Below are 25,512 nucleotides of genomic sequence, written 5' to 3'. Positions count from 1 at the left end.
ACTCCTCCTATTTCATCGACTGTTTGATGATCAATGTTTTTCCATTCGGTTCTTGTTTAACTTGTTCGACGGACTCGAGCGTAATCAACATATCCGGTCCAAGCAATTTGCGCATCTCGTTCAATAAAATCTTTTCATGTTTCGGTTGGAAACGCTGATTGTCTGGAATGTAACGCAGTGTGACACGATTGAATGCGTATTGTTCGACTTGAAGTCGTAAGACCGAGTTTGGTAATTCGCGGGCAATTGTCGTAATATCACCTTCAAAGACTTTGCCCCGCTTCTCACTGACGATGAAACTTGTCCCCCGTCCGTCTATCGAGGCGATGACCGGTCCGTTCAATCCACATCCACACGTCTCATGACTGAGGGTCATGCGGTCACCAATCCGGTAACGGATCAGCGGGGTCCCGCGTGTCGTAAAACACGTCACGACGACTTCACCATCCGGTCCGTATGGTTCGATGATGCCTGTTTCGTGGTGCAGGTGCAGCTTCCGGTGCGTGCATTCAGAAATGATCGGAGCGCCTTCTGACGAACCGTATTGATCGAAGACCGGTGCGACGAATGCCTCCTCAAGAATCGATCGCATTTCTTCTGTCACTGTTTCTGACGTCGGAAAGATGGCAACGATTTTGAAATCGAGTCGAATCTTATTTTTGAGTAAATAACGGGCGATTTCGACCATCGCCGTCGGCGTCCCGTCTAACGCGACTGGTCGGAAACGATTCAATTCCTCGATATAGGCGGGAAAGTTTTCTTCTTTCATATGAAAAATCGAGAGCAGCAATTGATTGAGCGGACGATTCATCCGCCAAAAGATCGGCTTTTTCTGATCGACTGCCGTCAAGGTCCGTCCTGTGAAACTAGCCCGTGGCATCCCGCCGTAAAACCCGTGCTGTTCCTTAAAGTAATCGAGATGTGCCATTCGTTCTTGAATGTCCTCGCGCATGAAAGCAACCTGGAGTGACTTCCCGCTCGTTCCGCCTGTCCGTCCTCGGACAGGCGCGTCGACTTCCGACATGAATTCGTCGTTTTGCTGCCGTAACGTTTCTTTTTCAAGGACCGGAATCAGCGCCAACTGATCGAGTGACGTCAGCGGAAGTTTTATGTCGAGCTGTCGAAACAGCTCCCGGTAGTACGGGGTATGCTGGTGCACGAACAAGAGAAACGCATTCAAACGTTCAAGTTGTTCGACGCGATAGTCAAGCGACCGGTCTTTTTCGCGTAATTGCATCAGTTTTTGTTCATAACGGGCCCCGTACCGTTCATGCATCAGCTTTTTGCCATAAATGGATGTCAAAATATTCTGAATAAATATCGGAGACTTATAATAAAGATCTTCCTTAAGCGCCATCTTGGACCTCCTCCTTCAGCTGGTAATGACGTTCATACCAATCGATGAATGCATTGACGCCAGCTTCGACCGTCGTCCGTGGCCGGTAACCGATCGTCTCGAATAACGACGTGACGTCAGCGAAGCTTTCCGGGACGTCTCCTGCCTGGAGCGGCATACCATGTTTGATCGCCGTCTTCCCGAGCCGCCGTTCGATCAAGGCGACGAATTCGTTCAGGCGAATCGGACTGTGACTGCCGATGTTGAAGACCCGGTATGGAACGAAGCTCCGGTCTGGCTGTGGCGCCGCTTTATCAAAGGACGGATCAGCGACCGGCTCTGTCTGTAACAACCGATAGATGCTCTCGATGATGTCGTCGACATAGGTGAAGTCGCGTCCCATCTCACCGTAGTTGTATAAATCGATCGGTTGACCGTTCGCGATTGCTTCCGTGAATTTGAACAACGCCATATCCGGGCGTCCCCACGGACCATAGACGCTGAAGAATCGAAGCCCCGTCGTTTTGATGCCGTATAGACTGCTGTAGGTGTGGGCCATCAACTCGTTCGCTTTTTTGGAAGCGGCATAGAGACTGAGCGGATGGTCGACCGCGTCCGTCACGGCGAAAGGCATCTTCGTGTTCGAGCCGTAAACGGAACTGGAAGAGGCATAGACGAGTTGTTCGACCGGATGATGGCGACAAGCTTCGAGAATCGACAGGAAGCCGACGATGTTCGATGTGATATAGACGTCCGGTCGATCGATGCTGTAGCGGACACCCGCTTGTGCTGCGAGATGAAGCACGAGATCAATCTGTTCCTTCGCGAAGATGGCGTCGACGGCTGCTGTATCCTCGAGCGATACACGATAAAAGGTATAGCGTCTCGGATCGAGTTCGACTAAGCGCGCCTCTTTCAACGCCGGGTCGTAGTAATCGTTGACTTCGTCGAGTCCGATGACACGGTACCCTTCCGCTAAAAATCGACGAGCGGCATGAAACCCGATAAACCCTGCGATACCGGTGATTAAAATCGTTTTATTCTGCACGTTGTTCGACCTCCTCAAAGTGGTGAAGCGCCTGGTAGCGAATATAATGAATCGATGTGTAGACGATCAGGAGCATCGGAAACAATTTGTAGCGGTGACGGATTGCCGTTCCGACGTTTCCTGTCCCAAGACCAAAGATGAGTGCATTGACGATGAAGAGGAGCAACATGAACAATAAAACAGCAGCGTAAGGATGGTGTTTCAAATAGCGGAAGTGCCGGATTGTCAGTGCGAACAGCAGGAGATAAACGGCGGCGTCGAAGAAGAAGATGGCGATGTTCGTCACACTGGACCATTGCCACGGGAACGGTGAGAAGAGGAAATAAATCATCCGAAGCGGTGAATAGAGAATCATGTCAAGTGGTCCCGTGACAGTCAACCCGTTCAAGTAAGCCGATCCACCACGGTCATAACTCATCCCGCTAAACAATTGACCGTTTTCCGAGACGTGTGTGAATTTTGCGAACAAGACATCCTGAAAACTGTAGACGATGAAGCCGACGATCAGGACTTGCATGACCAACCGCTGTACTTTGGAAGCTTCGAAATCCATCCGACCGGTCGCATGATTATAAAAGGAGAAATAAACCAATAAGACGACGATTCCAATCGCGAGACCGGAATGGAAAATCGTACTGACGAAGTAAGCGAGGTAGGCCAGTGCCAAGGAAGCACCCGACTTATCAATCGTCCAGCGCACCATGTAATAGAGCGTATAGACAATACCGAGTGCGACGAGTTGATCGCGTAACAGGATCGGCGAAAGCAACAATCCTTGGGCGAAGAAGGCAAATAACAGCGTCGACAGGAACACGACCCGCATCGGCAGACCGAGCAGCCGAAGCGTTTTCGCGAGAATGACGACGGCGACGACGCCGAGGATGACGTTAAAGTATTGTGCCAAGATCCGTTCAGGTCCGAATGCAAGATAGAAGATGCCGAGGAACTTCGAGTAACTTCCGCGAACGACTTCGTTGAACATCGCTGGATCGAGATAGATTTGCAGCCCTTCGAGATGGAACGCCTCCGTATCATCCCCACTGTGTGGCGGGAGCCGAAACAGCTCAAGATCGACGAACATCAATCCGAGACGCACGATGAAGGCGGTGACGAAGACGAGAAATAATGGCGTCGTCTCCGAGTTTTTGAGCAAATACCAGAGCATCAAGATGGAATTGCCGACTAGCATCAACGTGATATAACTTTCCGGTGTCGAAAAGAGCGGCCGCAACAGTTGACTGAGCAATGCTTCGATGATCAGTAGAATGAGGATTGGCCGCATCTTTTTCCCTCCTTTAGCTACTTTGTTCAATCGCGAGCGGCAAGTTCCGCGGATAGAGCGCCCGGTAGAGCGCTGGCACCAACAAGACGATTTGCGTGACGGCGCATAACGCATAAGCTGTCGTCGCACCGTATAACCCATACAGTGGAATCAAGAAACTGCAGGCAATCAGATTGACGGCGACACTTCCGAAAATCGCAAGCGTCTGGATACGAAATTGCTGGAATCCCGTTAGTAACGCTTGGATGACGGTCGAATTATAGAAAAAGAGCGAAGCGACCATCATCAAGACGAAAATCGTATGGTACTGCACGAATGAAGCATTGTAGAAAATCGTCAACCCCCACTTTCCGAAGAAGATGGCCCCGATGATCAACAGGACACCGACCGCGTTTGTCATCAGCAGCATCGAGCGTGTCAGCTTTCGGAGTGCCGGGAGACTTTGTCGTTCGCCCGTCTCTGACGAAAAATTCGGTAAGAGCACGGCGACGAGCGAGTGGATGAACAAGCTACCTAAAACGAGCAAGTAAGCGATACTCGCGTAGTAACCGAGTTCTTCCGTCCCGATGGTTTGACCGACGAAGAGACGCGGGATGTTGGCATTCAAGGCAACGAGTAAGGCAACAAATCCGAGCGGGACGGCCTTGAAAAACAATTGCCGGCCCGTTTGGTAGCGATCGCTCATCGTGATATTTTCAAACCCTTGTCCAATCCGGCGGACGGTCGGTAAATCGTAGATGATCAGCATGATTAAGTTCCCAGCAATCATCGCGAGGACGAATCCGTGAATCGAATGAGTCGTAAAGAGGATCAAGGCTGCACCCGAGACGTTGATCAGACTTCTGAAAATCTTCGATAACGCGACTTCTTTGAACGCCATGTGTCCTTGGAGGAAGCCGTACGAGAGATCGGCGAACGATTCCATGTATTTATTGAGATAAACGAGTAACGTCAACAGTAAGATATCCGCTTCACCGAAGAAATAATAGACGATCAGTAAGACGAACACACCGAGCGTCAAGAGGAAGAACCGTGTTTTGATGAAAAGGGTGAAGTTCTTCAGCCCGGCCCGTTCCGCCGTCAAAATCGTGCTGGCATTGAGCCAACAAAACATGACGATCGGGGCCGTCAAGGCGAGAGCGTAATTGAAATAACCGATGTTGAGTGGCGTGCTCCATTTGATTAAGAGCGTCAAAATCATCCATTGGTGTAAGGAATAGGCCGTATCGGCAATGAAGATCAAGTTAAAGCGTGATAACTGCCGCGGTGCTTTCATTTATCTCACCTCTCATTCTCGCGCGATCCGGACGACTTCTGGCATCGCGACCGGGCGGCTGTCATTCGTCGCACCGAGCAGGTACGTCCGAAGCGCCTCTTCATCGTCGAGGCAACGATTGATTTCCCGAAGATACGGTTCGACGGAGCCGAAGGGCCGGGTCTTCCCAACTAGAATTTTCTCGAAAACCCGTTCGTCATGGACTTCTTCTTCTGCGAGTAACTCCTCATAAAGCTTCTCGCCTTTTCGAATGCCGCTGTAGACGATCGGAATCTGTTCTTCCGTAAAACCGCTCAAGTGAATCAAATTTTTCGCAAGCGTCGTGATGTTGACCGGTTTTCCCATGTCGAGGACGAACACCTCTCCTCCGCTTGCGAGGACGCTTGCTTGGATGACGAGCCGACTCGCTTCCGGAATCGTCATGAAGTACCGCGTCATCGCCGGGTCCGTCACGGTGATCGGTCCGCCTTTTGCGATTTGTTCCTTGAAGAGCGGGATGACGGAACCACGGCTGCCGAGTACGTTTCCGAAACGGACGACGGCGAACGTCGTTTCACTGTTGCGGGCGATTTGCTGGATGACCATCTCGGCAATCCGTTTCGTCGCCCCCATCACGCTCGTCGGATTGACGGCCTTATCAGTCGAGATCATGACGAATCGTTTGACGTGTGCTGCTTCCGCCGCAAGCGCGACGTTGCGTGTCCCGTAAATATTATTTTTGACGGCTTCGCGTGGATTATCTTCCATCAACGGGACGTGCTTATGGGCTGCCGCATGATAGACGAGATCTGGTTCGAACCGTCCCATGACTTCATTCAGTCGTTCTAAATCCTGAACGTCCGCGATAACGGAATGAAGGACCGTACCATCGGTCATACATTCGAGCTCCCGGCGAATCAAGTAGATGCTGTTCTCGCCATGTCCGAGGAGGATGAGCCGGTCGGGCTTAAATTTAATCAACTGACGACAAATCTCTGAGCCAATCGATCCACCGGCTCCCGTCACGAGGACGGTCGCCCCGCTGACGCTTCGTTCGATTTCCGTGATGTCGAGTTCGACCGGTTCACGACCGAGCAAGTCAGCGATGGAGACTTCGCGGATTTGATTGATTGATACTTTTCCTGACGCCAGTTCGACGAGCATCGGTAACGTGTGGGCTTCGACCTTCGTCTGTTTGATGCGATTGAGTAAAGCGACCCGCTCCGTGTAGGATAAGGAAGGAATCGCGAGCACGACCGCTTCGATTTTCTGTTCTTCGATGATGAATTCGAGTTGCTCGATCGTTCCGATGACGGGGACGCCGTGGATGCGCATCCCTTTGAGTTCTGCGAGGTCGTCGAGTAAACCAACGACGTTCAAGATGTGCGCTTTTTTCTGCTTTAACTCTTTCGTAATCATCTGTCCGGAAGCTCCGGCACCGATGATTAACGTACGTTTACCGAGCGTCCGGTCCCGTTTCAGTTGAAGCGTCCGTCCGCGAATCGCTAAGCGGACAAATAAGATACCGTTCAGGACAAGTCCCGTTTGCAGGAAGACGGCGCGCTCGACGGCGAAGTCGAACAAGGCATACTCGAGTCCGAGTAAGACAAAGCTGCTGGCGACGACGACAAACAGGAGGACACCTAAATCCCTCAGACTCGCATAACGCCAAACGATTTGATAAAAGCGCATCCAGTGGGCGACGAGTGTTAGGGCGACCCATTGAATCAATGCGATTTCAATCGCATTCCGTAAATCGAACTGGACGGTCAGGTGAAGGGGATTGAAGAAGTAGAAGGTGACGACGGTTGCGGCGGCGATGATCAGTGCGTCGACCCCGCGTAAAAGTCCGATTTTCATATGGCGACGATACTGATGCAATGGTGGTGCTTGCATGACTGCTCCTCCTTCCCCGAATCATGAGTGTGGACGGCTGACGGCTTGTGGATAGGGTGCATCATCTTTCGTTGATTCAGTTGCTGACTTCTTTCCTAGTACACGGGAATAGACGATCAGTAAGCCGAACATCAACCCGAGTACACCGCCGATTGCCGTGTTCATCAAGATGTTCGGAGACATCGGTTTCGTCGGAATCCGTGCCGTCGAGAAAACTTCCGTACTGCTCGTATCAATCAACTGAGGCAGGTAATCTTGGAACACTTCTGTCATCGTGTTCGCTTGGATGGCAGCTTGTTCAGCTGATCCATCTGTAATGGATAAGGCGATGACTTGAGAATCAAGGTTACTCGACACCGTCAAGCGATCGGTTAAATCGAATAGACGCTTATCGGTCACACCCATCTTTTGGGCGACTTGATCGACGACTTCCGGACTTCGAAGAATATCTTGATAGGTACTGACGAGTGACGTCGAGGAAGTCGTGTCACTACTCTTTTGCGGTACGACGAGGATGTAAGCTGTTGCTTCATACGTAGGTTTAATGACGTACGTGCTGATCAGGTAACCGGCACCCGCAAACAAGATGGCACAGACGATGAGGATCCACCAACCCTTTTTCAATGTCATCAAGTGGTCTGCAAATGTTCTTTTTTGATGCATGGTATTCACATGGTTCACCCCTTTCTTACCTTGAACGTCGGAGGGTCATTGGTTATGACTTCACCTTATTTCCAAACGACTACCAAAACAATTAGAGCTTGGTGGAAATGATTAGTTTTTTTTCAGTAGTCGTTGTGCATGCGTATCATTACATCATCGAAAAATATCGTTTCACGAAAAAAAGACGATTCACAGAAAAATAATCGTCGTTCCTTCAAAAACATTCATCTTATCCGCATAAATATCGTTTATTTACGGGTAAATACCAATTTGATGATTAAAAAGTCACATAATCGGTAATAAGTCCTATATGAAGGGTGGATAGACTTTAGAAATGATGTTAAAATCCGTCAATATACCCGAGTCAATTGCCTTATTCATCCTATTGCTATTTGTGACGATTGATTTGTGGACGCGTCCGTTACGCTTTACGGATGAAGTCTTACCGGAGCATTGGAACGTCGTGACCGTCTTTTTATACCCGTTACTCTTTCTCATTTTTTATATCGTGTCCCGTCCGTTATACTTTCCGTTTCGGTCTCGTTCGCATCGACTCATCCTCGTCTTTTTGAGTTATTTGACATTACACACTGTCTTGTTTTTCTCTCGTCCCGCGACGGATGCACCTTTTTCACTCTTCTTTCTTTTGACGACATGGATGTTTCTGATCATCGTCCTATCACTCTCTTCTCCGCTTTTCACTCACTGGCACCGGTTCTTATTTCTCATCCTCTTTTATCAGGCACTATTTTTAGCGAGTTACGCCCTGCTCGTCTCGTTTGGACAATCCTACATCCCAATCGACAACTTGCAGTGGTTACGGATTGGTCCGATCGCGCTTCCACAACTCTATGTCGGGGAGCAAGGTAGCTTTCTACGCTTAGCCAGCTTGACGAACAATCCGAACGCATTTGCTGCTTGGCTTGTTCCTGGTGGATTGATTGCTTGGATTGCGGTCCTCCGTTCCATCACGACGAGTGCCTGGCGCCGTCTCTTCTTCTTTGGCGTTTCGCTGGCATTGATATGCGGAGGGCTGTTGGCAAGTGCTTCGCAAACGGGCATTTATTCTTTTTTTCTACTCACTTTATTGACGACCGTTCTATTGTTACCTTCGCGGCGACTACGTCTTCAGGTCAGCGCCTGTTACATCACCGGAATCGCAATTGTGTTTGGCGCCCTGTCGCTAAAGCCGGGACTCCTCCTCCATTTAGTCAGTTTGAATGGTCGCCTTGATCTTTGGCAGGCGGGACTCGCAGCTTCAGCAGATCGCTTTTGGGTCGGTCATGGTTTTGGCGCCGCAACGACCGGCTTATTTGAGCAATTGGGAGAAGAGACCCTTTACACGTTTCACAGTACGCCGATCGTTTTCCTCTATGAGTTCGGCATCATCGGGTTACTCCTCTACGTTTTATGTTTTAGTTTCATCTTGTTTCGTTTAATTCGGAATTATCGTTTTGACGACGTCGAGTCGCTCACACTTCTACTGCTCATCTTCTGGTTGTTGTTGCTTCAGTTTACAGAAAGCATCCTGATTCGACCGGGCGGCTTTTATTTCATCTGGCTCAATCTACTCGCATACGCGACATTCCGTCGCGACACACCAACAGACAGTACCCACACCTAGACGAACACCGACACGAAAGGGGTATGACATCATGAAGAAATGGACAGAACAACAAGTTATCGATAGTTTGGTCGAGGCAAGTCTTGCTTCACCTGCGTTAGACGCTAAAACATATGCCCGCTGGTCCAGTACTAAAGAAGTACCTTCGATCACGACGATCATCAACGTCTTCGGTTCATGGCGCGAAGCGTTGCATGCAGCAGGACTTTCATCGATTCGTCCCTACTTTTCCGATGAAGAAATCTTGACGTTCATCAAAGAAGCCTCGAACCGCCTTCATCCGTTTCATAGCAACAGTTATCGTGAATGGGCGAAAGCGAAACAGGGTCCTTCCTTAACGTTAATCAACCTTCGTTTCGGGTCATGGTCACGGGCCCTTGAGGAAGCACATATCGAGATGACACGCTCCGTCTGCATGACGGAAGAACGCATCATCAATGCGCTCCTCGAAGCATCGGACGTCCTCCCGCGTCTGACGACCCAAACCTATTCGATTTGGGCGCAAGAAAATGGGCATCCGACGGTCGCGACGATTGCCCGAAAATACGGCTCGTGGGTCGATGCCCTCGCGTGCCTTGATATCGCGCCTCCCCGCCGGAAATGGGTCGAAGAAGATGTTCTCAGCGCCTTAAAACAAGCGCAAGCTGAACTTCCTTCCTTCAGCATCATCCATTACCGGAAGTGGGCTGAAGGAAAATCTGTCCCGAGCACTTCGACGATCAATGCCCTCTTCGGAAGCTGGACGTCCGCTGTTCAGTGCCTCAAGCGTTCCCGTGTCTCGCTCTCATAATTCCATTTAAAAACGGGGCTGGCTCAAAAGAAATCAAAGCTTTCGTATGTATAACGTAAAGACGCATCAAGACATCAGGAACGAGAAAAGACGCATCGAAAACGCCGATGGCTCCGTAGGAAAAACGGAAACATCGGCGTTTTATTTTATATGCGGGACGGAACACGCGTTTAAATATCTGCATGAATTTTCTTCCTTACGGCACAGCTCAAAGATTCGCTTTCAGCATGCTCACGCTTATGACGCGTGAACATGCGATATCGAGATACAATCAGTTCGCGCTTCCATCACTAAGATTTCGGAACGACGTAGGAGCTATCCTCCGTCTTTTTAGTATTTCGTTTGTTCAAACTGTGCCGCCGATACGAGCGTCAGCGTATCGTGCTTCATCATGTAGAGGTTTTCCTGATAGTGACCGATATCCGGTTGATTGACGAGCCCGCATAAATTGCGCCAGACTTGAGCGGGGAAGTTGACACCACATGCATAGGCATGGGGATACCCGCCGCCGAAGCGGGGATTGATCTCCGATAAGTAGAGCGTTCCGTCGACATCGAAAATATCGAAATCGAGCGGACCGACCAGTCCAGAACCGGCGAGGACGTGCTCGACGAGTTCGAATACATCGGTCCGGAGGACGGAGCGACTTTTATCCGTCTCTCCGGCTCGCATCGCCAATTTTTCTTTGATGAAGATGGACGTGACTTCATGAGACAGTAGATCGACGTAGACATCGACGCCGAGTTCAGGCCCATCAAGAAATTCCTGCACAATCAAGCCGGGGCTCTGTTCAAATAATCGTTCGACTTCTTCTAATGTCTCGACGCGTCTTACGGCGATACTCGCACTCCCATTGCGTGGCTTGACGAAGACCGGAAAACCAACTTCCTTGAGTGCGACCGCTTCACGAAACGACGTGAGGGCATGATACGTTTTCGCATGCGGGATGCCTTGCAAGGTACAGTGCTCGAACATCGCGTACTTATCAAAACAAAGCAGACACGACGATGGCGGAGAAACGATGACCGTGACACCGATTGCTGCAAACCGTTCCGTCGCTGTCGCGAGCAACTCGAGTTCAGGGTCGATTAACGACAACAATGCCGTCACCTGCTCGCGTTGACACAATTCTAATAAATGATCGATGTAATCCGGCTGATCAATCTTCGGGACGATATGGTGGTTCGGTGCCATATAGAGTGCCGGTGCAAGTGGATTACAGTCTGCCACGCTGACCGCCCCCTCCTGAAACTCCTGAACGAAGTATTCGACCAGCTTCGCACGACGACCTGCACTCGTAATCAACAGATGAGGTCTCTTCATGTTGTCCGCTCCTTTTATAAGTTGTTCCTAAAGGATTCGCTTTTGCTAGACAAGATTCCTTCCAAAAAAACGTTGAACTGAGACAAAAGTCTCAAGACAGTCTAATCAGTTGCTCCGCTCGACGTTTTCTCCGAATGAATCGATACAATACAATACCAATTAACGCACCTGTACCATCTAATAAGACATCCTGAATCAACCCGGTTCGTCCGCCTGTTACAATTTGATGGAATTCATCAAAGACAGCAATCGTGATTGCCAACGTATAGGCGAATAAACCGGCTAGTACATAGGGACGCAACAAGCGAACGGTCAAGTCGACCAAGGCAAATCCGAGTACAATGAAAATCGATAAGTGCGCTGCTTTTCGAATAAAGAATTCGACAAAACCGGATGCACCAAGCGCTTCAACACTGACTTCTCCGTGATAATCAAATGAGATGAAGCGAAACGCCTCCACAAAGTCCAAATTAAAATAACGGGACAGCCCGGGCTTTAACGATTGCTCTTCATACGGCATCGAACTCGAAATAAATAAAATAATTAGAATAGCCAAGGTGATGTAACCGGACCAAGGAATTTTACGCATATAACTCGTCCTCCTTATTCAATACGCTTCTAGAATACCATGAGTTCTTCTTGAATTTCTCAGTTAATCGATGGAACAATTACTGTTTAGAGACCCTTTTAGTTACATAATTATGTAATTTGAATTACTAAAAAACTTTTTTTTACATTTGATAGGTTTGCGATATAGTCGAAGTGGTTATTTAGTACTATAGCAGTACCGTTAAAAGTAGGAGTTGAGCTTCACAGACCATAAGCTTTATCGTTGGCTGCTCTACCGATAAATCGATTACATTCTAAAAAAGGAGGTGAAGGATGTCCCTCTCCTGACTAACGTCTTGAGCGTCTGACAACCTATAACATGAACCGAGCTCTCGGGAAAAAAATCATGCAACTACGAAAACAGCACAAGTATACACAAAAGTATCTCGCTGAGCGATGCGGTGAATCGACGACCTCGATTTCTGCCTATGAACGCGGACAACGGATGCCAAGCACGCAATCACTTGAACGGCTCGCCATCGCCCTCAACACGACTGTCATTGATTTGGTTGATCCAGAGCACGTCCAGCATCCGACCCTTAGTGATTTTATGAGCCAATCGCTCGAACCATCGAAACCAATCGACTTTAAGCTTGTCCTTGAAGATATACTCGTTCACCTTACACTCTCGAATGAAGTTTACTTTAACGGTCGGTTACTATCACATGAAGTCCGTGAAGAGATGGCTGCCTCTGTCAATCAAGCCCTACAGCAAGGTCTCGAATCAATCGAAGTCTAAAAAACACGATGAGAAGTAGACAGGAACTATTCCCGTGCACTTCTCATCGTGTTTTTTTAGTTCAATCCGGTTTGACGATATGATGAATGTATAATGTTTCCTCTTCATATGTGGCTTCTAACAAACGACTAAAAAAAGAAGACTCTTTACTCTTTTCCGCAAGAAAAACCCGCTCGAACTTTTGGTGGGCTTGTTCAACGAAGCTAAATTTTAGTTCCCGCTCCTTCGATTTAAACGTCAAATATGTGCCGATTTGACCGAATGCATCCGGAAAGGTTTGCTCTTCCATGAATTGAAACGTTTCTTCCGGAAATAAGGTAGAGATGAATTCAAAACAGCTGGCTTGTATAGTCCGTGATTGTGCCATTTTTTTATCCATAACGTATTGATCCTCCGAATTTCATGATGGCTGCCCCTAAGTGATGAACTAGTTTAAATAATACCCTGACTTTAGACCCATTCAAACTAATATTTAAAATATTTTTTTAATCATTCTTCATTAAAAAGTCTAATCCGTACTTTAATCCTTAAACAAAAACAAGGGAGCAGATTATTAATCTGCCCCCTGTTAAAATTCATCCTAATTTATCAAATTCTAAGATGTGTACGGTTTTCCCTGCATATAGAGTACGTCCTGCATATTTCGATAGTTTCGCGAATTCAAAGAGAGTGGTTGGTTCATAGAGATGCTCGACAGCATAACTGACTTTCTCATCCTGATCAGATTTCAGATAAAGATTTAGTATCAACCGCTCCCCCTCCACCTTCTGTCCATAGAATAGAGCACAGTCCTTTACACGTTTTGAAGCGATCGGTTGCGTCTGTTGCTTTAAATGCTTGGCATTATGAACATTCACTAACAGTTGACCATCTGTCGTCAGAAGCTGGCGGATGTTTCGGAAAAATAACAGTAATTCGCCGCGTGAATACCGGGCAACCGTCGTCCCAGGCAAAATCAGCTTCTCAAATGCTTCATACCCGACAGCGTCGATTAAATCATAACTAAGACCGTATACTTTATGCATAAACCGTGAAGAAATTCCATTCAATCGGCCGGCTTCCGGTTCGACGAGATACAAATTATATCCTTCCTCAGATAACGTGTTGAACAAGCCCGGATCAAACGTTCCATAAACGAGGACACGGTCATTCCGATTTAAATACCGGCGATAAAATGTCAATTCATCGATTTCTGCCAGTTGCATCGTTTCCTGATGCAGACGCATGAAACGGTTATCTGCGTTGAAATCATCGAGCACGGTCACTCTCGAATAACTTCCTTTTCGTGAAAATGGTCCAAAGAGTGGTACGTCACCCATGATACATCAACTCCTTATAGGCTTGAATGGCTGTTTCATAATCAGAACCGAGACGTTCCGGCAATACATCGAACCGGTCTTTTTGATCGGCTTCTAAAATCCATAAAAAGACTTCATCTGTTTCAAACAGCTGGTTCGTCGTCAGTTCGAACACGAACGCCCCTTCGCGATTTTGAATGCCAATCATCGTCAAGGGACCGAGCTTTCCGGCCGTCCGAGGTAAATCCAACTGGGTATATGGAGTGACAAACTGACTTTCGGTCAAGAAGGCCGAGGCCAGCTGATACAGTAAAGGATACAATGCGAGTTGAAGGTGTGGCGCGATCGGTGCGAATGTCTCCCGTTGACGATGACGCAACTGACAAATATCAATCTCTTCAAGCCCGCTCAAGCAGATTTGTTTTCCGTAATCTGCACAGACGCCGTCTTTAAAAATAAATAGCCGATGAGACACGGTCATCCCGGTGAGTGTCGCATAATCGAGAATCCCCATATAGTGTCCCGGGTTCGGTACGCGGCTCGTCGTCTGCCACGTTTCGAAGGCAGCTTCTATTGCCGTTCGACTGACGACGGCAAGGTGTGCCTTGATGTCGAACGACAGGGTATCCGAGAAGGCGACCAAGACCGGAACGCGGCTCATCAGTTCAATGACCGGTAAATCGTGCCGTGTCGATTGGTCGATGTACAGTAAGCTGTTGATCGTCATCTGATCGAATAGTGCCGGATTGATGGAATTCAGTAGACTCGTCTCTTCTGCGTAAATATGCCGGAGTGGTTGCGGATGCCGGGACGTCGCGTCCGGATAGACACCTGTGAATAAAGACATCAAGGCATCTTGTAAGGCAATCGGTTGTGAGTCAGCGAGCGGTTCTTCGAACAGTACCGTGATGCCGTCTAAAAAATACGGATCCCCAAACAAAACGTCCCCCCGGTCATTAATCAAATGAAACTGGACATGCAGCATCCGTTGTTGAAGATAGGCGACGAGTCGCATCGTCCGTTCGCCGCTCCCCCGAAGAATGAACAAATAGTGTTCAAATTCTTGAAAATCCATATAATCCAGTAAATCAAGAAACGTGTGCACATTGTAATCGTAATGATCGAACGAAAAACGATGCGACTGACAAAAAGCGATGAAGTCCGATGTCGGTTCAAGCTGGTGGAGCCAGCCTTCACTCTCAGCGAGTACAGTAAGTCCAATCATGTTCATTCTCCTTTCATCTGAGTGTGTAAAAAAATGGCTTCAAACCGTAACGAACGGAATGAAGCCACGCCGTTAATGGACGTTTTTTTAAGATGTTTTAGTGCGACGTTTCGTCACCGGTTTGACGCGTTCCATCTCCCGACTAGCCAAGGGTGCGACCGTAACCGTAGAAGCGTTTAAACACCAGCCACAAGATGAAATCGTACGTCGCGATTCTTTAAAAATGAGATTCATAGGAAATACCCCTTTCTTCCGTTTAGAATGGATAATCAAAATCGTTGACGAATTATCACAGTAAAAAGTTGGTTTTGTCCGGGCATCACTTCTATAATAAGGAGATAGACACGTAGTCGAATCCACTTGATAGAAAGGACCGAACCCATGGATCAATTCACGTCACCCCAGATTGGCCTCGCCCTTCGCCGTCTTCGCAAGAAGCATAACTTGACGCAGAAGGATCTAGCGAACGGGATTTGTAGCCAAGCGGAGATCAGTAAGATTGAGAGCGGCACACATTCACCGACGGTTGATTTGTTGTTTGCGTTATCTCGGAGATTACAAGTTCCGATTACCATGTTTTTAAATATAGATGATCATTCAGACTCAATCAGATTAATCGATGATGAACTTTTAACAAAGTTTCAAAACAAAGATTATAACGAAATCTATATTCAATCAAAAGACAAATTAAAATTTTTAAGTGAGCATGAGGAATTAAACTCTCTTTACTCTTATTATTTACACTTGAGTTCTTATCGTATGGGGAAAATAGACTATCGAACATGTATTGTTGAACTTCAAAGACTTTCACAAAAATATATAAATTTGTACTATTCGCCTAAGATGTTGATTCGTATTAAATCAGCGATTGCGACAATATACTACGAAAAAAATAATTATTTTCATGGTTTAAAAGTATATGAAGAACTACTATCTTTAAGCTTTGATAGCGATGAGTTGTTGGTCGAAAAAATCCGATTATTATATAACATTTCTAAAGTACTAGTAGCTATAAATAAACCTCAAGAAGCTCTTAAGCATATTGATGATGGCATTTATCACAGCTTGAGGTTTAAAGATATGTCTCTTTTAGGACAACTTTATTATCAACAAGCTTATGCATTAGAAATGCTAGACTCAGCTTTAGAAAATATTCAAAGTGCATACACTAAAGCTTATATGCTATTTGATATTTTAGGAATGAACGAATATAAACAAGTACTTTTAAAATATAATAAAGAGTATTTAATTTTACCAGTAAGAAATTAAGCTTTGTTCTTCACTGTGAACTCACCCGGGAGACGGTCGATTGCTACGTTCTTCACTGTGAATTCGCCTGGGAGACGGTCGATTGCTACGTTCTTCACTGTGAATTCGCCTGGGAGGCGGTCGATTGCTACGTTCTTCACTGTGAACTCACCTGGGAGACGGTCGATTGCTACGTTCTTCACTGTGAACTCACCTGGGAGACGATCGATTGCTACGTTCTTCACTGTGAATTCGCCTGGGAGACGGTCTTTGTTTCCTGCTACGTCTACTTTATTTAAAGAACCAATCGATCCTAATCCGATTGAAGCAGTTAAAGTAAGTGCGCCAACAACAAGACCTAATTTATTTTTCAAGTTCATGATTAATGACCTCCTAATATTTTTATATGGCTTATTGATATCATCATATAACCTTAGACCCCCTCCAAATATTCGAATACGAATATTATGCGTATTTTGCACATTATTTACACTTCTCATTACTTTAGTCGCGGGTCATACGTCCCGAAAGTTGTGCAATTTTTACATTTAATCCACTTTTGTGTCGAAAATATGTATAAAAATAGATTTTTTAGAATATTCCTTCATACCTATTGTATTCTTAATCCATCAAAAAAAAGCGATTTCCCTGACTGAAACATCCAGCCAGGAAGATCGCTTGTTCATTTAGAAGATCGACGCAGTGTAATGAAATAACCTACCCCTAACAGCAGAATCACGCCTAATAAAATCGTACTGATCGTCGTCCGTGTCGGTGATTCCGGTATAAAAATGCCAAGCAGTAAATTAATTGCGGCAATGATGAGTACAAGCCAAACAATTGTTTTAGGTCTCACTGTTGTCCCCTCCATTCTAATGGCGTCATCAATGTAAAGTTCCCGCTAAGAAGACGAGGTCGCTTTTCAATTTCCCGCGGCGATATGGTATGTTGAGAAAAGACCAGTCTTGAAGGAGGAACGATTGTCATGAAAAAACTCGCTGTGTTTTGTGGCTCAAAAGATGGAGCATCACCGCTTTTCAAGGAAGCCGCCGCGACGCTCGGCACGGTGCTTGCGAAACAGGATTACGGACTCGTCTATGGTGGTTCGCGTGTCGGAACAATGGGTGCCGTCGCAGATGCCATTTTATCCGCGAACGGACAAGCCATCGGTGTGTTACCACACTTTTTACAGGAAAAAGAAATCGCTCATCCGAACCTGACAGAACTCCACCTCGTCGACTCGATGCATGACCGAAAAGCAAAGATGGCGGAACTTGCGGACGGGTTCATCATCTTACCGGGTGGTCCCGGAACGATGGAAGAATTTTTCGAAGTCTTCACGTGGGCCCAGCTCGGTCTCCATGAAAAACCGTGCGGCATCTTGAACATCGACGGGTACTACGATTCCCTCATCGCGTTGTTCAAGCAGATGGAAACCCAAGGATTCATCATCCCCGAGCATGCAGCGATGCTGCTCGTCGAGTCAACACCTGAAGCCTTACTCGAGCGTTTTCGTCAATACGAAGCCCCTCACGTCAAGTCCTACTTGAATACGGATCAAACGTAAACAATCTTAATCACTGTTTAAAAGAGGGGGAACTCCCTCTTTTTTTAAGTTTCCCACTCCGCGACATACTTCTTCAGTAATGCTTTGACATCCTCTTGAATCTCTTCGTCCTTCAGCGCGAAGGCAAGCGTCGTCTCGACGTACCCCATCTTTTCGCCGACATCAAACCGTTCTCCTTTGATGTCATACGCATAGACGTCCTCGATTCCATTCAAGCGTTCAATCGCATCCGTCAATTGAATCTCGCCCCCTGAACCCGCCTGTTGCGTCTCCAAGTACGTAAAGATCGCCGGTGTCAAAATGTATCGTCCGATGATTGCCATGTTCGACGGCGCCGTACCTTGCGGCGGTTTTTCGACGAATTGCCGGACGTGGTACCGATTCCCGATTTGTTCAATCGGATCAATGATCCCGTAGCGATGTGTATGCTCCGGTGCGACTTGTTGGACGCCGATGACGGAGGACGCTGTCGTCTCATACTGATCCATCAACTGTTTGAGACCGGGACGTTCTGCGACGATCAAATCATCACCAAGTAAGACGGCGAATGGTTCATTCCCAATGAAATGACGGGCACTCCAAATCGCATGTCCAAGACCTTTAGGTTCCTTTTGCCGGATATAATGGATTTCTGCCATCGTCGTCGAGGCGTCGACTTCTTTCAATAGCTCGAGCTTCCCTTTTTGCCGTAATATGTTTTCGAGTTCCGGTGCATGATCGAAGTGGTCTTCGATTGCCCGTTTATTTCGTCCCGAGACGATGATGATTTGTTCGATTCCTGAAGCAACGGCCTCCTCGACGATGTACTGAATCGTCGGCTTCGTCAAAATCGGAAGCATTTCTTTTGGCATCGCTTTCGTCGCCGGCAGGAAACGTGTTCCGAGTCCCGCTGCCGGAATGATGGCTTTTCGAATCTTCTGCATCCCGCGCCCTCCCTTATGCTGAATCGTCTAACGCTGTACTGTCCGTTGTACTACTTCTTTTTTTGATTCGCGTTTCCCTGTTTCCTCGACAAAAAAGACCAGTGACACAAAACGTATCACTGGTCGTTGGTGTTTAAAATAAGTTGGCGATTGCGTCAGTCAGTGATGCAAATGATGGCGTTTCATCGATGACCATCACACTGCCGGCTGCGAGTACGAGCAACCCGAGTCCGGACAAGATCCAGCCTGGATGTTTGACCGTATCTTCAGCATCGACGTTCTGCTTACGCGGTGTCGCGTTTTCTGCTTGTTCCTTTAAGCGATCTTTGCGGTACTGGTGTTGCTCGTCTTTCGACAGTTTCTTGTATGACGTCAAAAACTGCTTATACTGCGGCACGACTTCTTTTGTCGTCCCGTCGAGTTTGACTTGACCGTACTCGAGCCAGATGACACGTTCACAGAAGTTGCGAATCTGTGACAATGAGTGGCTGACGAAGATGATTGTCTTGCCTTCGTCCTTGAATTCATTCATCTTATCGATACACCGGTTATAGAACGTTTGGTCCCCGACCGATAACGCTTCATCGACGATCAAGATATCGGCATCGACGTTGACGGCGATCGCGAAGCCGAGACGCGACTTCATCCCGCTCGAATATTTTTTAATCGGTTGGTCGATGAAGTCCCCGATGTCCGCAAAATCGATGATGCCGGGCATCCGGCGGTCGATTTCTGCGTCGTCCATCCCGAGCATCAAACATTTGAGCCGGATGTTCTCGCGCCCCGTCAAGACACTCTTCAGTCCTTGCGAGACGGCGATGATCGCGACTTCACCATTGATTTCGACGTCGCCTTCGTTCGCATAGATGATACCGGAGATCAAGTTCGATAGCGTCGACTTACCGGAACCATTGATGCCGACGAGACCGACGACTTCTCCTGATCCGATGTCGAGCGTGACGTCACGGAGTGCCGTGAACGTCTTCACGCTCTTGCTTTTACTTTTGAATAACAACTTAAATTTTTCTTTCGTCGTCGTAACCATGTCAAACCGTTTCGTGACATGTTCGAGTTTTATCATAGACATAGCGATTTCCTTCCCTTAAACAAGCTCGGTGAATGATTTACGGAACTTAATGTGTAAGTAAGTTCCGGCTGTGAACAATAGAAGCGTCACGCTCCAGAAGTAAAGTCCCGTCGGCCATTCCTGCCAGACCCAGGCACCGCCCAGTAAACTCGACCGGTAGCCTTCGACTAGGTAGAAGACCGGGTTGAGACGAAGCAGACCATGTAAGACGTCCGGGAATCGTTCAATGTTCCACAGAATCGGTGTTAAATAAAAGAGCATCCGCATCATCGATTGTAAAAAGAGTTGAATGTCTTTGACGAGCGTAATCAATGTCGAGAAACAAAGTGAGAACGCGTAGACGAAGATGTACGTCGCCGCCATGTAGTACGGCAACTGGAGCAGCTTCCACGTCATCGGGATTCCGTTCAGCAAGATGACGACGAAGACGATCAATAACATCGCGAAATGCTGGTACATCCGCGACAAGATGACATACGACGGAATCGCACTCATCGGGAAACGCATCTTCGTCACCATCGCGAGCCGGTTGTTGATCGAGTTCGAACCCCGGAGTAATGCGTCATTGATGAAGAACCAGACGACGATCCCGCAAAGAAGCCAGACGATGAACGGCGTGTCGCCATCAACGTTCTTGTTGCCTTTCAGACCGACACCAAACACGAACCAGTAAATAAAGATTTGTAATCCGGGATTGAGCAGCTCCCACAACAGACCGAGCCGTTGCTCCGCATGCGCCGATTTTATTTCGTACCGTGCCAGGCGCCGAATCAGTGGAAAATTCTCCACTTGTTCGCGGATGATGTTTTTCATTTCTTTCAACATAAGTTAAGTTCCTTCCGATCCGTAGAGGTACATGTATTTTAGTTCAGTTACTTCCAGTCAAAAATGACGGATTCGATTCGCGATCGTTTCAAACGAATGCGATCCGTTAGCAGTGCCTCTCGCCTGCCCGATTCGATTATTCCCCCTCTCTGCTTGAACAAATCTTTCATATTAAAAGTCGTTGATAACGACCATACACTTAGTCAATTCTAGCCATCGTTAAAAATCGTGTCAATGTATTGAGGAAACCGACACTAAACTGTAGCTTTCTAAACGACAAAAAAACTGCCCTCATCGATGTCCTGGGACACGTAACGGAGACAGCTCAAAATCAATTACATGCATACTACCGATCGTCGTCGGCGGTGAAGATAATCCCCATCCGAGTAAGGCAATCATCAAACAGAGGATCAAAACGACTAAACTTCCTCGAATCGCTTCATTCATTTTCAGTTGATCATCCTTTCACACGTTAGTCCATTACTTTATATGATACAAGAGAGAGGCACTAAAAACTACAAGCAAATTATCAAAAAATGGGAATGACACATAAATTTCTCGCAGTTTTTTATTTCCTTTTGAATCAATCCGACATATAATGAAAGCGTTATCATTTGTTTTTCACTCACTTTTTCAGTGTCTGCAGTCTAACAAGCAAACCTCTCCAATCGGTTGTCCCGTCGTCCGACCTAAGAATTTACGTTTTTTACAAAACATTATCCGCACAGTGCTTTCTAAAACACTTATAGTAGAAGAAGAGGTCAACGATCGCATTTTGACCTTGCATTCATATACCCACTTTGAAGGAGGATTTTTACGTATGTACAAATCAAAACCGCTTTACGCGGCAGCTGTCGCTGTCGCCTTGACGACATCGGCAATCGTGCCGGTTGCGCAAACTACTGTCTCTGCTGCAACCCATGTCAAAGTCAAAACGGTCAAACTCAAGTCACTCGTCTTCAAGAAAGGTGCCTCGGTCAAATTACCCGCTACATACAAGGGCGAAAAAATCACGTGGAAGAAGTATGACCGTCACATCTTTAACCGTTTCCAAACGGTAAAAGGGACATACGGGAAGAAGAAATCACCAATCGAAGTGAAGATTTATATCCAAAACTATGCCGTCAAGTTCGTCGAGAGCGTGAAAGAACAGACGATCTACGTCGGTGAAAAACCGGTCTTACCGAAAACACTGGCTGTTCTTTACGCAACAGGCCGTGTCTATGACAAACCGGTCCATTGGACAAAAGTCGATACAGATGAAGCAGGCGTCAAATATGCGGTCGCAAAATACACACGTCTCGGTAAAACAATCACACTCAAAGCAAAAATCAATGTCCTCGACGTCAACAAGGATGATTTCTCAATCGGTTTACTCCACACGAATGACACACACGCGAACCTCGACAAAGCAGCGAAACGTGCAACTGTCATCAAGGAGCTCCGTGCGAGCTACAAAGCAGCCGGCAAACCGTCACTCTTACTTGACGCAGGAGATGTCTTCTCAGGCTCACTCTACTTCAATAAATTCCGTGGTCAAGCTGACCTCGAGTTGATGAACTACATGAAATACGATTTGATGACGTTCGGTAACCATGAGTTCGATCTCGGGGACCAGGACAACCATCAAGCCCTTCAGGATTTCGTTACGAACGCGAAGTTCCCGTTCATCTCAGCGAACGTCGATTTCAGCAAAAACGAACTGCTTGCGGGACTCCAATCGAAAACAATCACAGCCGGTCCTGACAAAGGACGGATTTACCAAGGTGTGATTAAAGAATACAAAGGACAAAAAATCGGCTTCTTCGGGTTAACGACAGAAGAGACTGCGGAAATTTCAAGTCCGGGTACGGTCGCTTTCGCGAACTACATCGAGAGCGCAAAAACAGCCGTCAAAAAACTTGAAGACCGTGGCGTCAATAAAATCGTCGCGTTGACACACATCGGTTTCGATGACAATGCCGCAGTCGACAATGATCAACTGCTCGCACGTAACGTTGACGGCATCGACGTCATCGTCGGAGGACACTCGCACTCGAAACTTGAAGCGCCAGTCGTCGTCGACGGAGAAGACGTTCCAGGTAAAACAGAACCGACAATCATCGCGCAAGCGTATCAATACGGTGATTTCCTCGGAAATCTCGATTTGACGTTCGACTACAAAGGGAAATTAACAGAGTACAACGGTTCGCTGATCGACGTCTCAAAAGCAGCAGAAGACGCGAAAGCTGCTGAGATCCTCAAACCATATGCGGATCAAATCGCTGAACTTAAAAATGAAGAAGTCGGTGCGAACATCGTCAATGAACTCACAAACCCGCGTGGCGAAGTCAGTGTGCGTAACAGCGAGACGGCACTCGGTAACTTGATCACAGACGGCATGCTCAAAAAAGCTAAAGAATACAACAAAGATGCTGTCATCGCGATGCAAAACGGCGGCGGTATCCGGGCAGCAATCAATGCCGGACCACTCACAGTCGGTGAAGTCTTAACGACACTCCCGTTCGGTAACACACTCGCGACTGCGAAAATGACAGGTGCAGAAATCAAGGACCTCCTTGAAATCAGCGTCGGTGTCGCTCCAGTCGAAAACGGTGGGTTCCTCCATGTATCGGGTATGAAATTCGAGTACAACAGCAAAAATGTTAAGGGCGAACGTGTCACGAAGATGGAAGTCGACAACAACGGGACACTTGAAGCAATCGATCCTGCGAAGACGTACGTCATCGCGACGAATGCTTTCACTGCGAAGGGCGGCGACGGTCTCACACCATTCGCAACTGCTTATGCAGATGGACGCGTCACGGATCTCGGTCTCTCGGACTGGGAAAACCTCCGCGACTTTACAGCATCACTTAAAGAAGTCGATTACAAAATTGAAGGACGCATCGTCGATACAGCAACGATGCTCAAATAAGAGACAAGACACAACGAAAAGACGCTTTCCCTTTACCGGGAGAGCGTCTTTTTTCATAACGTTTGCGGTACATTTTGTTTCAGTAAAAGAATGATGTCGTCGAGTTCATATTCTTCCGCAAGCATTAACGGTGTATAGCCTTCCTCGTTTTTAATCGTCGGGTCGGCCCCTTTCTCAAGCAACAGCTTTACGGTCTGCTTGCCTTCGCCTTCGACGGCATGGTGGAGCGGCGTATAGCCGTCCTCATCTTGCTGATCAATTTTCTCACCTTGTTTCAAGTACAAGGCGACGAGTTCCTGATTGTTACTGTAGACGGCCGTGATGAACGGTCGCTCCCCGAAGTCGTTAATCGCATCGACGTCGCTGCCGGCTTTAATCAAAGCGTCAAACACACCTTCAAGCCCCTTACTCGACTTTCGGTATCCGAGGTAATGCAGGGCCGTATCACCGTCAGCATCGACGGCCTGCATATCACTCGTCGGTAACAGCTGTTCGATTTCCTCGAGCGTCCCCTTTTGAATCGCCGCCATCAGTTCCGTTTCACCTAAGTCCTGCTCGATTCCGGCTTCTTGTTCGACGAATGTCGTCAAGTCAGCAAACAGTTGCGGGACTTGTCGACCGACGACAGCAAGCCCGAAGAGCGCGACCAGCGTTCCGCTCATGACGAGCCCTCGGACGATCCAACGCATCGTCTGCCGATGTGCAGCATCGATTCCGGTCGCTTGTAGACGCCGTAAGACGTCCGGTTGCTTCCGAAACAGTTGTGCGATTTCTGTCGCGAGTGATGCCCCTGCTTGTTTTTCTGTTATGTAGACGTTCATATCAAGATTTTCCACTATCGTCCGACCGACCGTCGAACTGATGATGCCACGTACGGCAACGTCACGCGGGACCCGTCGAAGCGCCATCCGGTCGACCGTTTCCTCACAGGCACGTACATAGGCCGCGCGTAAAAAGGGCACCCAGCTTCCGAGCAGGAGGACAAGACGTTTTTCAAGATGATTCCGTTTGACGTGCGCGAGTTCTCGGATGATCAAAAATTCACCGGTATCGTCAAGCGACTGGTACGATGCCGGAAGCAACAGCGTATACTTTTGCAAAAAATAGACGATTCGTGGCGTCGTCAGCTGTGGATGGTCGATCAAATAGGTCTCCGGCATCCGCCAAAGTCCGAGTTCTTTCGCCTGATGCGCGACTCGAGATTGAAGATCGTAAAACAAGACGTCACTCACACGAACTTGTTCACTCCGTAACGCCGTCAGCTGGATCCACTTTCTCATCACAACCAGTCCGAGTACTACAACCACTCCACTTACTATCATCAGTCCAACCATCGGAAATTCGATGACGAGAACGAGTATGCCGCATGCCGTCACGATTGACGTCAGGAGCAACAACCAAAAATACACATGCTCGCGTCTTACAACCGGTTCCTTTTGACGGATTGATTGATTCGTTTCATTGATGTCGTGCATGGTCAGTCTTCGACCCCTTTCTTCACGAATGGCCTCTTCACCACTCTTCCCTATCATACCGATAATCCCAAACGGATTCCAAGTTAATTATTGTTAATTCTCAAACAAACTATCTAAATATATCTTCCACTTAGATTACGAGACTTTCTGAATGGGTCAAATGATTCATGATTTCATTTCAAAAAATATTCAAAAAATAATAATTTTCAGAATAATCCTGCATTTAACAACACTTTTTATCGTCATTCTAATCGAAAAAATTAATAAACCATTCGACCCATATACTATTTATTATAGGGTGAGACGAAAGTCTCTCTTTTAAATTGCCATTCATTTGTAAATACCATATAATAACTACTAGAATGAAGAATATGGGAGTGAA

25 protein-coding genes are annotated in these 25,512 nt (G+C 47.3%); 6 read left to right on the top strand and 19 right to left on the bottom strand.

The window, feature by feature from the left end:
• Window positions 1–7 precede the first annotated feature (7 nt).
• The 6 genes from KNQ02_RS00425 to KNQ02_RS00400 are packed head-to-tail and all read right to left on the bottom strand — an operon-like array spanning window position 8 to window position 7,480.
• A complete protein-coding gene (locus KNQ02_RS00425; RefSeq protein WP_214767053.1) occupies window positions 8–1,357 on the bottom strand; it encodes a phenylacetate--CoA ligase family protein in 1,350 nt (449 codons plus the stop codon).
• Window positions 1,347–2,384, bottom strand: coding sequence for an NAD-dependent epimerase (locus tag KNQ02_RS00420; RefSeq protein ID WP_214804267.1), 1,038 nt, complete (start codon window positions 2,382–2,384; stop codon window positions 1,347–1,349). Before KNQ02_RS00420 ends, KNQ02_RS00425 begins: the two co-directional genes overlap by 11 nt.
• Window positions 2,374–3,666, bottom strand: a complete 1,293-nt coding sequence (locus KNQ02_RS00415) for a hypothetical protein (RefSeq protein ID WP_214807138.1) — start codon at window positions 3,664–3,666, stop codon at window positions 2,374–2,376. Before KNQ02_RS00415 ends, KNQ02_RS00420 begins: the two co-directional genes overlap by 11 nt.
• Window positions 3,667–3,679: 13 nt before the next feature.
• Window positions 3,680–4,942, bottom strand: coding sequence for an oligosaccharide flippase family protein (locus tag KNQ02_RS00410; RefSeq protein WP_088837886.1), 1,263 nt, complete (start codon window positions 4,940–4,942; stop codon window positions 3,680–3,682).
• Window positions 4,943–4,954: 12 nt separating this feature from the next.
• The gene (locus tag KNQ02_RS00405) at window positions 4,955–6,817 is read right to left on the bottom strand and encodes a polysaccharide biosynthesis protein (RefSeq protein WP_214804265.1); all 1,863 of its coding nucleotides are present in this window, start codon (window positions 6,815–6,817) and stop codon (window positions 4,955–4,957) included.
• 21 nt (window positions 6,818–6,838) lie between these two features.
• Window positions 6,839–7,480: a YveK family protein gene (locus KNQ02_RS00400; RefSeq protein WP_251133099.1), complete on the bottom strand. Its 642-nt coding sequence runs from the start codon at window positions 7,478–7,480 to the stop codon at window positions 6,839–6,841.
• Window positions 7,481–7,814: 334 nt separating this feature from the next.
• On the opposite strand from KNQ02_RS00400, the gene KNQ02_RS00395 reads away from it, so the two are divergent.
• Complete coding sequence (locus tag KNQ02_RS00395; protein ID WP_251135013.1) at window positions 7,815–9,104, top strand: O-antigen ligase family protein; 1,290 nt, start codon at window positions 7,815–7,817, stop codon at window positions 9,102–9,104.
• A gap of 31 nt (window positions 9,105–9,135) precedes the next feature.
• Complete coding sequence (locus KNQ02_RS00390) at window positions 9,136–9,894, top strand: homing endonuclease associated repeat-containing protein (protein WP_088837889.1); 759 nt, start codon at window positions 9,136–9,138, stop codon at window positions 9,892–9,894.
• 330 nt (window positions 9,895–10,224) lie between these two features.
• Here KNQ02_RS00390 and KNQ02_RS00385 read toward each other — a convergent pair whose 3' ends face one another.
• Window positions 10,225–11,217 (bottom strand): ATP-grasp domain-containing protein, encoded by a 993-nt coding sequence (locus tag KNQ02_RS00385; RefSeq protein WP_214807134.1) that lies wholly within the window; start codon window positions 11,215–11,217, stop codon window positions 10,225–10,227.
• Between the two features lie 91 nt (window positions 11,218–11,308).
• Window positions 11,309–11,806, bottom strand: a complete 498-nt coding sequence (locus KNQ02_RS00380; protein WP_088837891.1) for a VanZ family protein — start codon at window positions 11,804–11,806, stop codon at window positions 11,309–11,311.
• Between the two features lie 339 nt (window positions 11,807–12,145).
• On the opposite strand from KNQ02_RS00380, the gene KNQ02_RS00375 reads away from it, so the two are divergent.
• A complete protein-coding gene (locus tag KNQ02_RS00375; protein ID WP_214767037.1) occupies window positions 12,146–12,565 on the top strand; it encodes a helix-turn-helix domain-containing protein in 420 nt (139 codons plus the stop codon).
• 61 nt (window positions 12,566–12,626) lie between these two features.
• Here KNQ02_RS00375 and KNQ02_RS00370 read toward each other — a convergent pair whose 3' ends face one another.
• From KNQ02_RS00370 to KNQ02_RS00355, 4 genes are all read right to left on the bottom strand, one after another.
• A complete protein-coding gene (locus KNQ02_RS00370) occupies window positions 12,627–12,944 on the bottom strand; it encodes a hypothetical protein (RefSeq protein WP_088837893.1) in 318 nt (105 codons plus the stop codon).
• Between the two features lie 196 nt (window positions 12,945–13,140).
• A complete protein-coding gene (locus tag KNQ02_RS00365) occupies window positions 13,141–13,884 on the bottom strand; it encodes a hypothetical protein (RefSeq protein WP_214807132.1) in 744 nt (247 codons plus the stop codon).
• Window positions 13,877–15,088 (bottom strand): hypothetical protein, encoded by a 1,212-nt coding sequence (locus KNQ02_RS00360; RefSeq protein WP_214807131.1) that lies wholly within the window; start codon window positions 15,086–15,088, stop codon window positions 13,877–13,879. The genes KNQ02_RS00365 and KNQ02_RS00360 overlap by 8 nt, the downstream gene beginning before the upstream one ends.
• An 87-nt stretch (window positions 15,089–15,175) precedes the next feature.
• On the bottom strand, window positions 15,176–15,322 hold the full coding sequence (locus KNQ02_RS00355; RefSeq protein ID WP_157898498.1) for a hypothetical protein: 147 nt from the start codon (window positions 15,320–15,322) through the stop codon (window positions 15,176–15,178).
• Between the two features lie 147 nt (window positions 15,323–15,469).
• Here KNQ02_RS00355 and KNQ02_RS00350 point away from each other — a divergent pair, with 147 nt between their 5' ends.
• Window positions 15,470–16,357, top strand: coding sequence for a helix-turn-helix domain-containing protein (locus KNQ02_RS00350; protein WP_214807130.1), 888 nt, complete (start codon window positions 15,470–15,472; stop codon window positions 16,355–16,357).
• Here the strand turns inward: KNQ02_RS00350 and KNQ02_RS00345 are convergent.
• Both KNQ02_RS00345 and KNQ02_RS00340 read right to left on the bottom strand, forming a co-directional pair.
• On the bottom strand, window positions 16,354–16,716 hold the full coding sequence (locus KNQ02_RS00345) for a hypothetical protein (protein WP_214807129.1): 363 nt from the start codon (window positions 16,714–16,716) through the stop codon (window positions 16,354–16,356). The two genes, KNQ02_RS00350 and KNQ02_RS00345, sit on opposite strands and share 4 nt — an antisense overlap.
• A gap of 302 nt (window positions 16,717–17,018) precedes the next feature.
• Window positions 17,019–17,192: a hypothetical protein gene (locus KNQ02_RS00340; protein WP_167331091.1), complete on the bottom strand. Its 174-nt coding sequence runs from the start codon at window positions 17,190–17,192 to the stop codon at window positions 17,019–17,021.
• Between the two features lie 129 nt (window positions 17,193–17,321).
• Between KNQ02_RS00340 and KNQ02_RS00335 the strand changes: the two genes are divergently transcribed.
• Window positions 17,322–17,903, top strand: a complete 582-nt coding sequence (locus tag KNQ02_RS00335) for an LOG family protein (RefSeq protein WP_088837898.1) — start codon at window positions 17,322–17,324, stop codon at window positions 17,901–17,903.
• 44 nt (window positions 17,904–17,947) lie between these two features.
• Here the strand turns inward: KNQ02_RS00335 and galU are convergent, their stop codons facing one another.
• The 4 genes from galU to KNQ02_RS00315 all read right to left on the bottom strand — a co-directional run bounded on the left by galU (window position 17,948) and on the right by KNQ02_RS00315 (window position 21,185).
• Window positions 17,948–18,826, bottom strand: a complete 879-nt coding sequence (gene galU, locus KNQ02_RS00330; RefSeq protein ID WP_159172349.1) for a UTP--glucose-1-phosphate uridylyltransferase GalU — start codon at window positions 18,824–18,826, stop codon at window positions 17,948–17,950.
• Window positions 18,827–18,959: 133 nt separating this feature from the next.
• The gene (locus tag KNQ02_RS00325) at window positions 18,960–19,913 is read right to left on the bottom strand and encodes an ABC transporter ATP-binding protein (RefSeq protein ID WP_159172348.1); all 954 of its coding nucleotides are present in this window, start codon (window positions 19,911–19,913) and stop codon (window positions 18,960–18,962) included.
• Window positions 19,914–19,928: 15 nt separating this feature from the next.
• Window positions 19,929–20,738, bottom strand: a complete 810-nt coding sequence (locus tag KNQ02_RS00320; RefSeq protein WP_088837901.1) for an ABC transporter permease — start codon at window positions 20,736–20,738, stop codon at window positions 19,929–19,931.
• 291 nt (window positions 20,739–21,029) lie between these two features.
• On the bottom strand, window positions 21,030–21,185 hold the full coding sequence (locus KNQ02_RS00315; protein WP_214802609.1) for a hypothetical protein: 156 nt from the start codon (window positions 21,183–21,185) through the stop codon (window positions 21,030–21,032).
• Between the two features lie 373 nt (window positions 21,186–21,558).
• On the opposite strand from KNQ02_RS00315, the gene KNQ02_RS00310 reads away from it, so the two are divergent.
• Window positions 21,559–23,655: a 5'-nucleotidase C-terminal domain-containing protein gene (locus KNQ02_RS00310; protein WP_214807128.1), complete on the top strand. Its 2,097-nt coding sequence runs from the start codon at window positions 21,559–21,561 to the stop codon at window positions 23,653–23,655.
• A gap of 53 nt (window positions 23,656–23,708) precedes the next feature.
• Here the strand turns inward: KNQ02_RS00310 and KNQ02_RS00305 are convergent, their stop codons facing one another.
• Complete coding sequence (locus KNQ02_RS00305) at window positions 23,709–25,130, bottom strand: ankyrin repeat domain-containing protein (RefSeq protein WP_251135011.1); 1,422 nt, start codon at window positions 25,128–25,130, stop codon at window positions 23,709–23,711.
• Window positions 25,131–25,512: the final 382 nt, after the last annotated feature.

This window comes from Exiguobacterium sp. s102 (genome assembly GCF_018618635.1).
GTDB classification, from domain to species: Bacteria; Bacillota; Bacilli; order Exiguobacteriales; family Exiguobacteriaceae; genus Exiguobacterium_A; species Exiguobacterium_A oxidotolerans.
The sequence above is the reverse complement of the archived record's forward strand: the minus strand, read 5'-3'. Positions and strand labels throughout refer to the sequence as shown.

What these genes read in the sequence shown, in the direction of transcription:
- KNQ02_RS00425 (WP_214767053.1), bottom strand. Translation starts at nt 1,357, where the DNA reads ATGGCGCTTAAGGAAGATCTTTATTATAAGTCTCCGATATTTATTCAG.
- KNQ02_RS00415 (WP_214807138.1), bottom strand. Translation starts at nt 3,666, where the DNA reads ATGCGGCCAATCCTCATTCTACTGATCATCGAAGCATTGCTCAGTCAA.
- KNQ02_RS00410 (WP_088837886.1), bottom strand. Translation starts at nt 4,942, where the DNA reads ATGAAAGCACCGCGGCAGTTATCACGCTTTAACTTGATCTTCATTGCC.
- KNQ02_RS00405 (WP_214804265.1), bottom strand. Translation starts at nt 6,817, where the DNA reads ATGCAAGCACCACCATTGCATCAGTATCGTCGCCATATGAAAATCGGA.
- KNQ02_RS00400 (WP_251133099.1), bottom strand. Translation starts at nt 7,480, where the DNA reads ATGCATCAAAAAAGAACATTTGCAGACCACTTGATGACATTGAAAAAG.
- KNQ02_RS00395 (WP_251135013.1), top strand. Translation starts at nt 7,815, where the DNA reads ATGATGTTAAAATCCGTCAATATACCCGAGTCAATTGCCTTATTCATC.
- KNQ02_RS00390 (WP_088837889.1), top strand. Translation starts at nt 9,136, where the DNA reads ATGAAGAAATGGACAGAACAACAAGTTATCGATAGTTTGGTCGAGGCA.
- KNQ02_RS00385 (WP_214807134.1), bottom strand. Translation starts at nt 11,217, where the DNA reads ATGAAGAGACCTCATCTGTTGATTACGAGTGCAGGTCGTCGTGCGAAG.
- KNQ02_RS00380 (WP_088837891.1), bottom strand. Translation starts at nt 11,806, where the DNA reads ATGCGTAAAATTCCTTGGTCCGGTTACATCACCTTGGCTATTCTAATT.
- KNQ02_RS00375 (WP_214767037.1), top strand. Translation starts at nt 12,146, where the DNA reads ATGAACCGAGCTCTCGGGAAAAAAATCATGCAACTACGAAAACAGCAC.
- KNQ02_RS00370 (WP_088837893.1), bottom strand. Translation starts at nt 12,944, where the DNA reads ATGGATAAAAAAATGGCACAATCACGGACTATACAAGCCAGCTGTTTT.
- KNQ02_RS00365 (WP_214807132.1), bottom strand. Translation starts at nt 13,884, where the DNA reads ATGGGTGACGTACCACTCTTTGGACCATTTTCACGAAAAGGAAGTTAT.
- KNQ02_RS00360 (WP_214807131.1), bottom strand. Translation starts at nt 15,088, where the DNA reads ATGATTGGACTTACTGTACTCGCTGAGAGTGAAGGCTGGCTCCACCAG.
- KNQ02_RS00355 (WP_157898498.1), bottom strand. Translation starts at nt 15,322, where the DNA reads ATGAATCTCATTTTTAAAGAATCGCGACGTACGATTTCATCTTGTGGC.
- KNQ02_RS00350 (WP_214807130.1), top strand. Translation starts at nt 15,470, where the DNA reads ATGGATCAATTCACGTCACCCCAGATTGGCCTCGCCCTTCGCCGTCTT.
- KNQ02_RS00345 (WP_214807129.1), bottom strand. Translation starts at nt 16,716, where the DNA reads ATGAACTTGAAAAATAAATTAGGTCTTGTTGTTGGCGCACTTACTTTA.
- KNQ02_RS00335 (WP_088837898.1), top strand. Translation starts at nt 17,322, where the DNA reads ATGAAAAAACTCGCTGTGTTTTGTGGCTCAAAAGATGGAGCATCACCG.
- galU (WP_159172349.1), bottom strand. Translation starts at nt 18,826, where the DNA reads ATGCAGAAGATTCGAAAAGCCATCATTCCGGCAGCGGGACTCGGAACA.
- KNQ02_RS00325 (WP_159172348.1), bottom strand. Translation starts at nt 19,913, where the DNA reads ATGTCTATGATAAAACTCGAACATGTCACGAAACGGTTTGACATGGTT.
- KNQ02_RS00320 (WP_088837901.1), bottom strand. Translation starts at nt 20,738, where the DNA reads ATGTTGAAAGAAATGAAAAACATCATCCGCGAACAAGTGGAGAATTTT.
- KNQ02_RS00315 (WP_214802609.1), bottom strand. Translation starts at nt 21,185, where the DNA reads ATGAATGAAGCGATTCGAGGAAGTTTAGTCGTTTTGATCCTCTGTTTG.
- KNQ02_RS00310 (WP_214807128.1), top strand. Translation starts at nt 21,559, where the DNA reads ATGTACAAATCAAAACCGCTTTACGCGGCAGCTGTCGCTGTCGCCTTG.
- KNQ02_RS00305 (WP_251135011.1), bottom strand. Translation starts at nt 25,130, where the DNA reads ATGCACGACATCAATGAAACGAATCAATCAATCCGTCAAAAGGAACCG.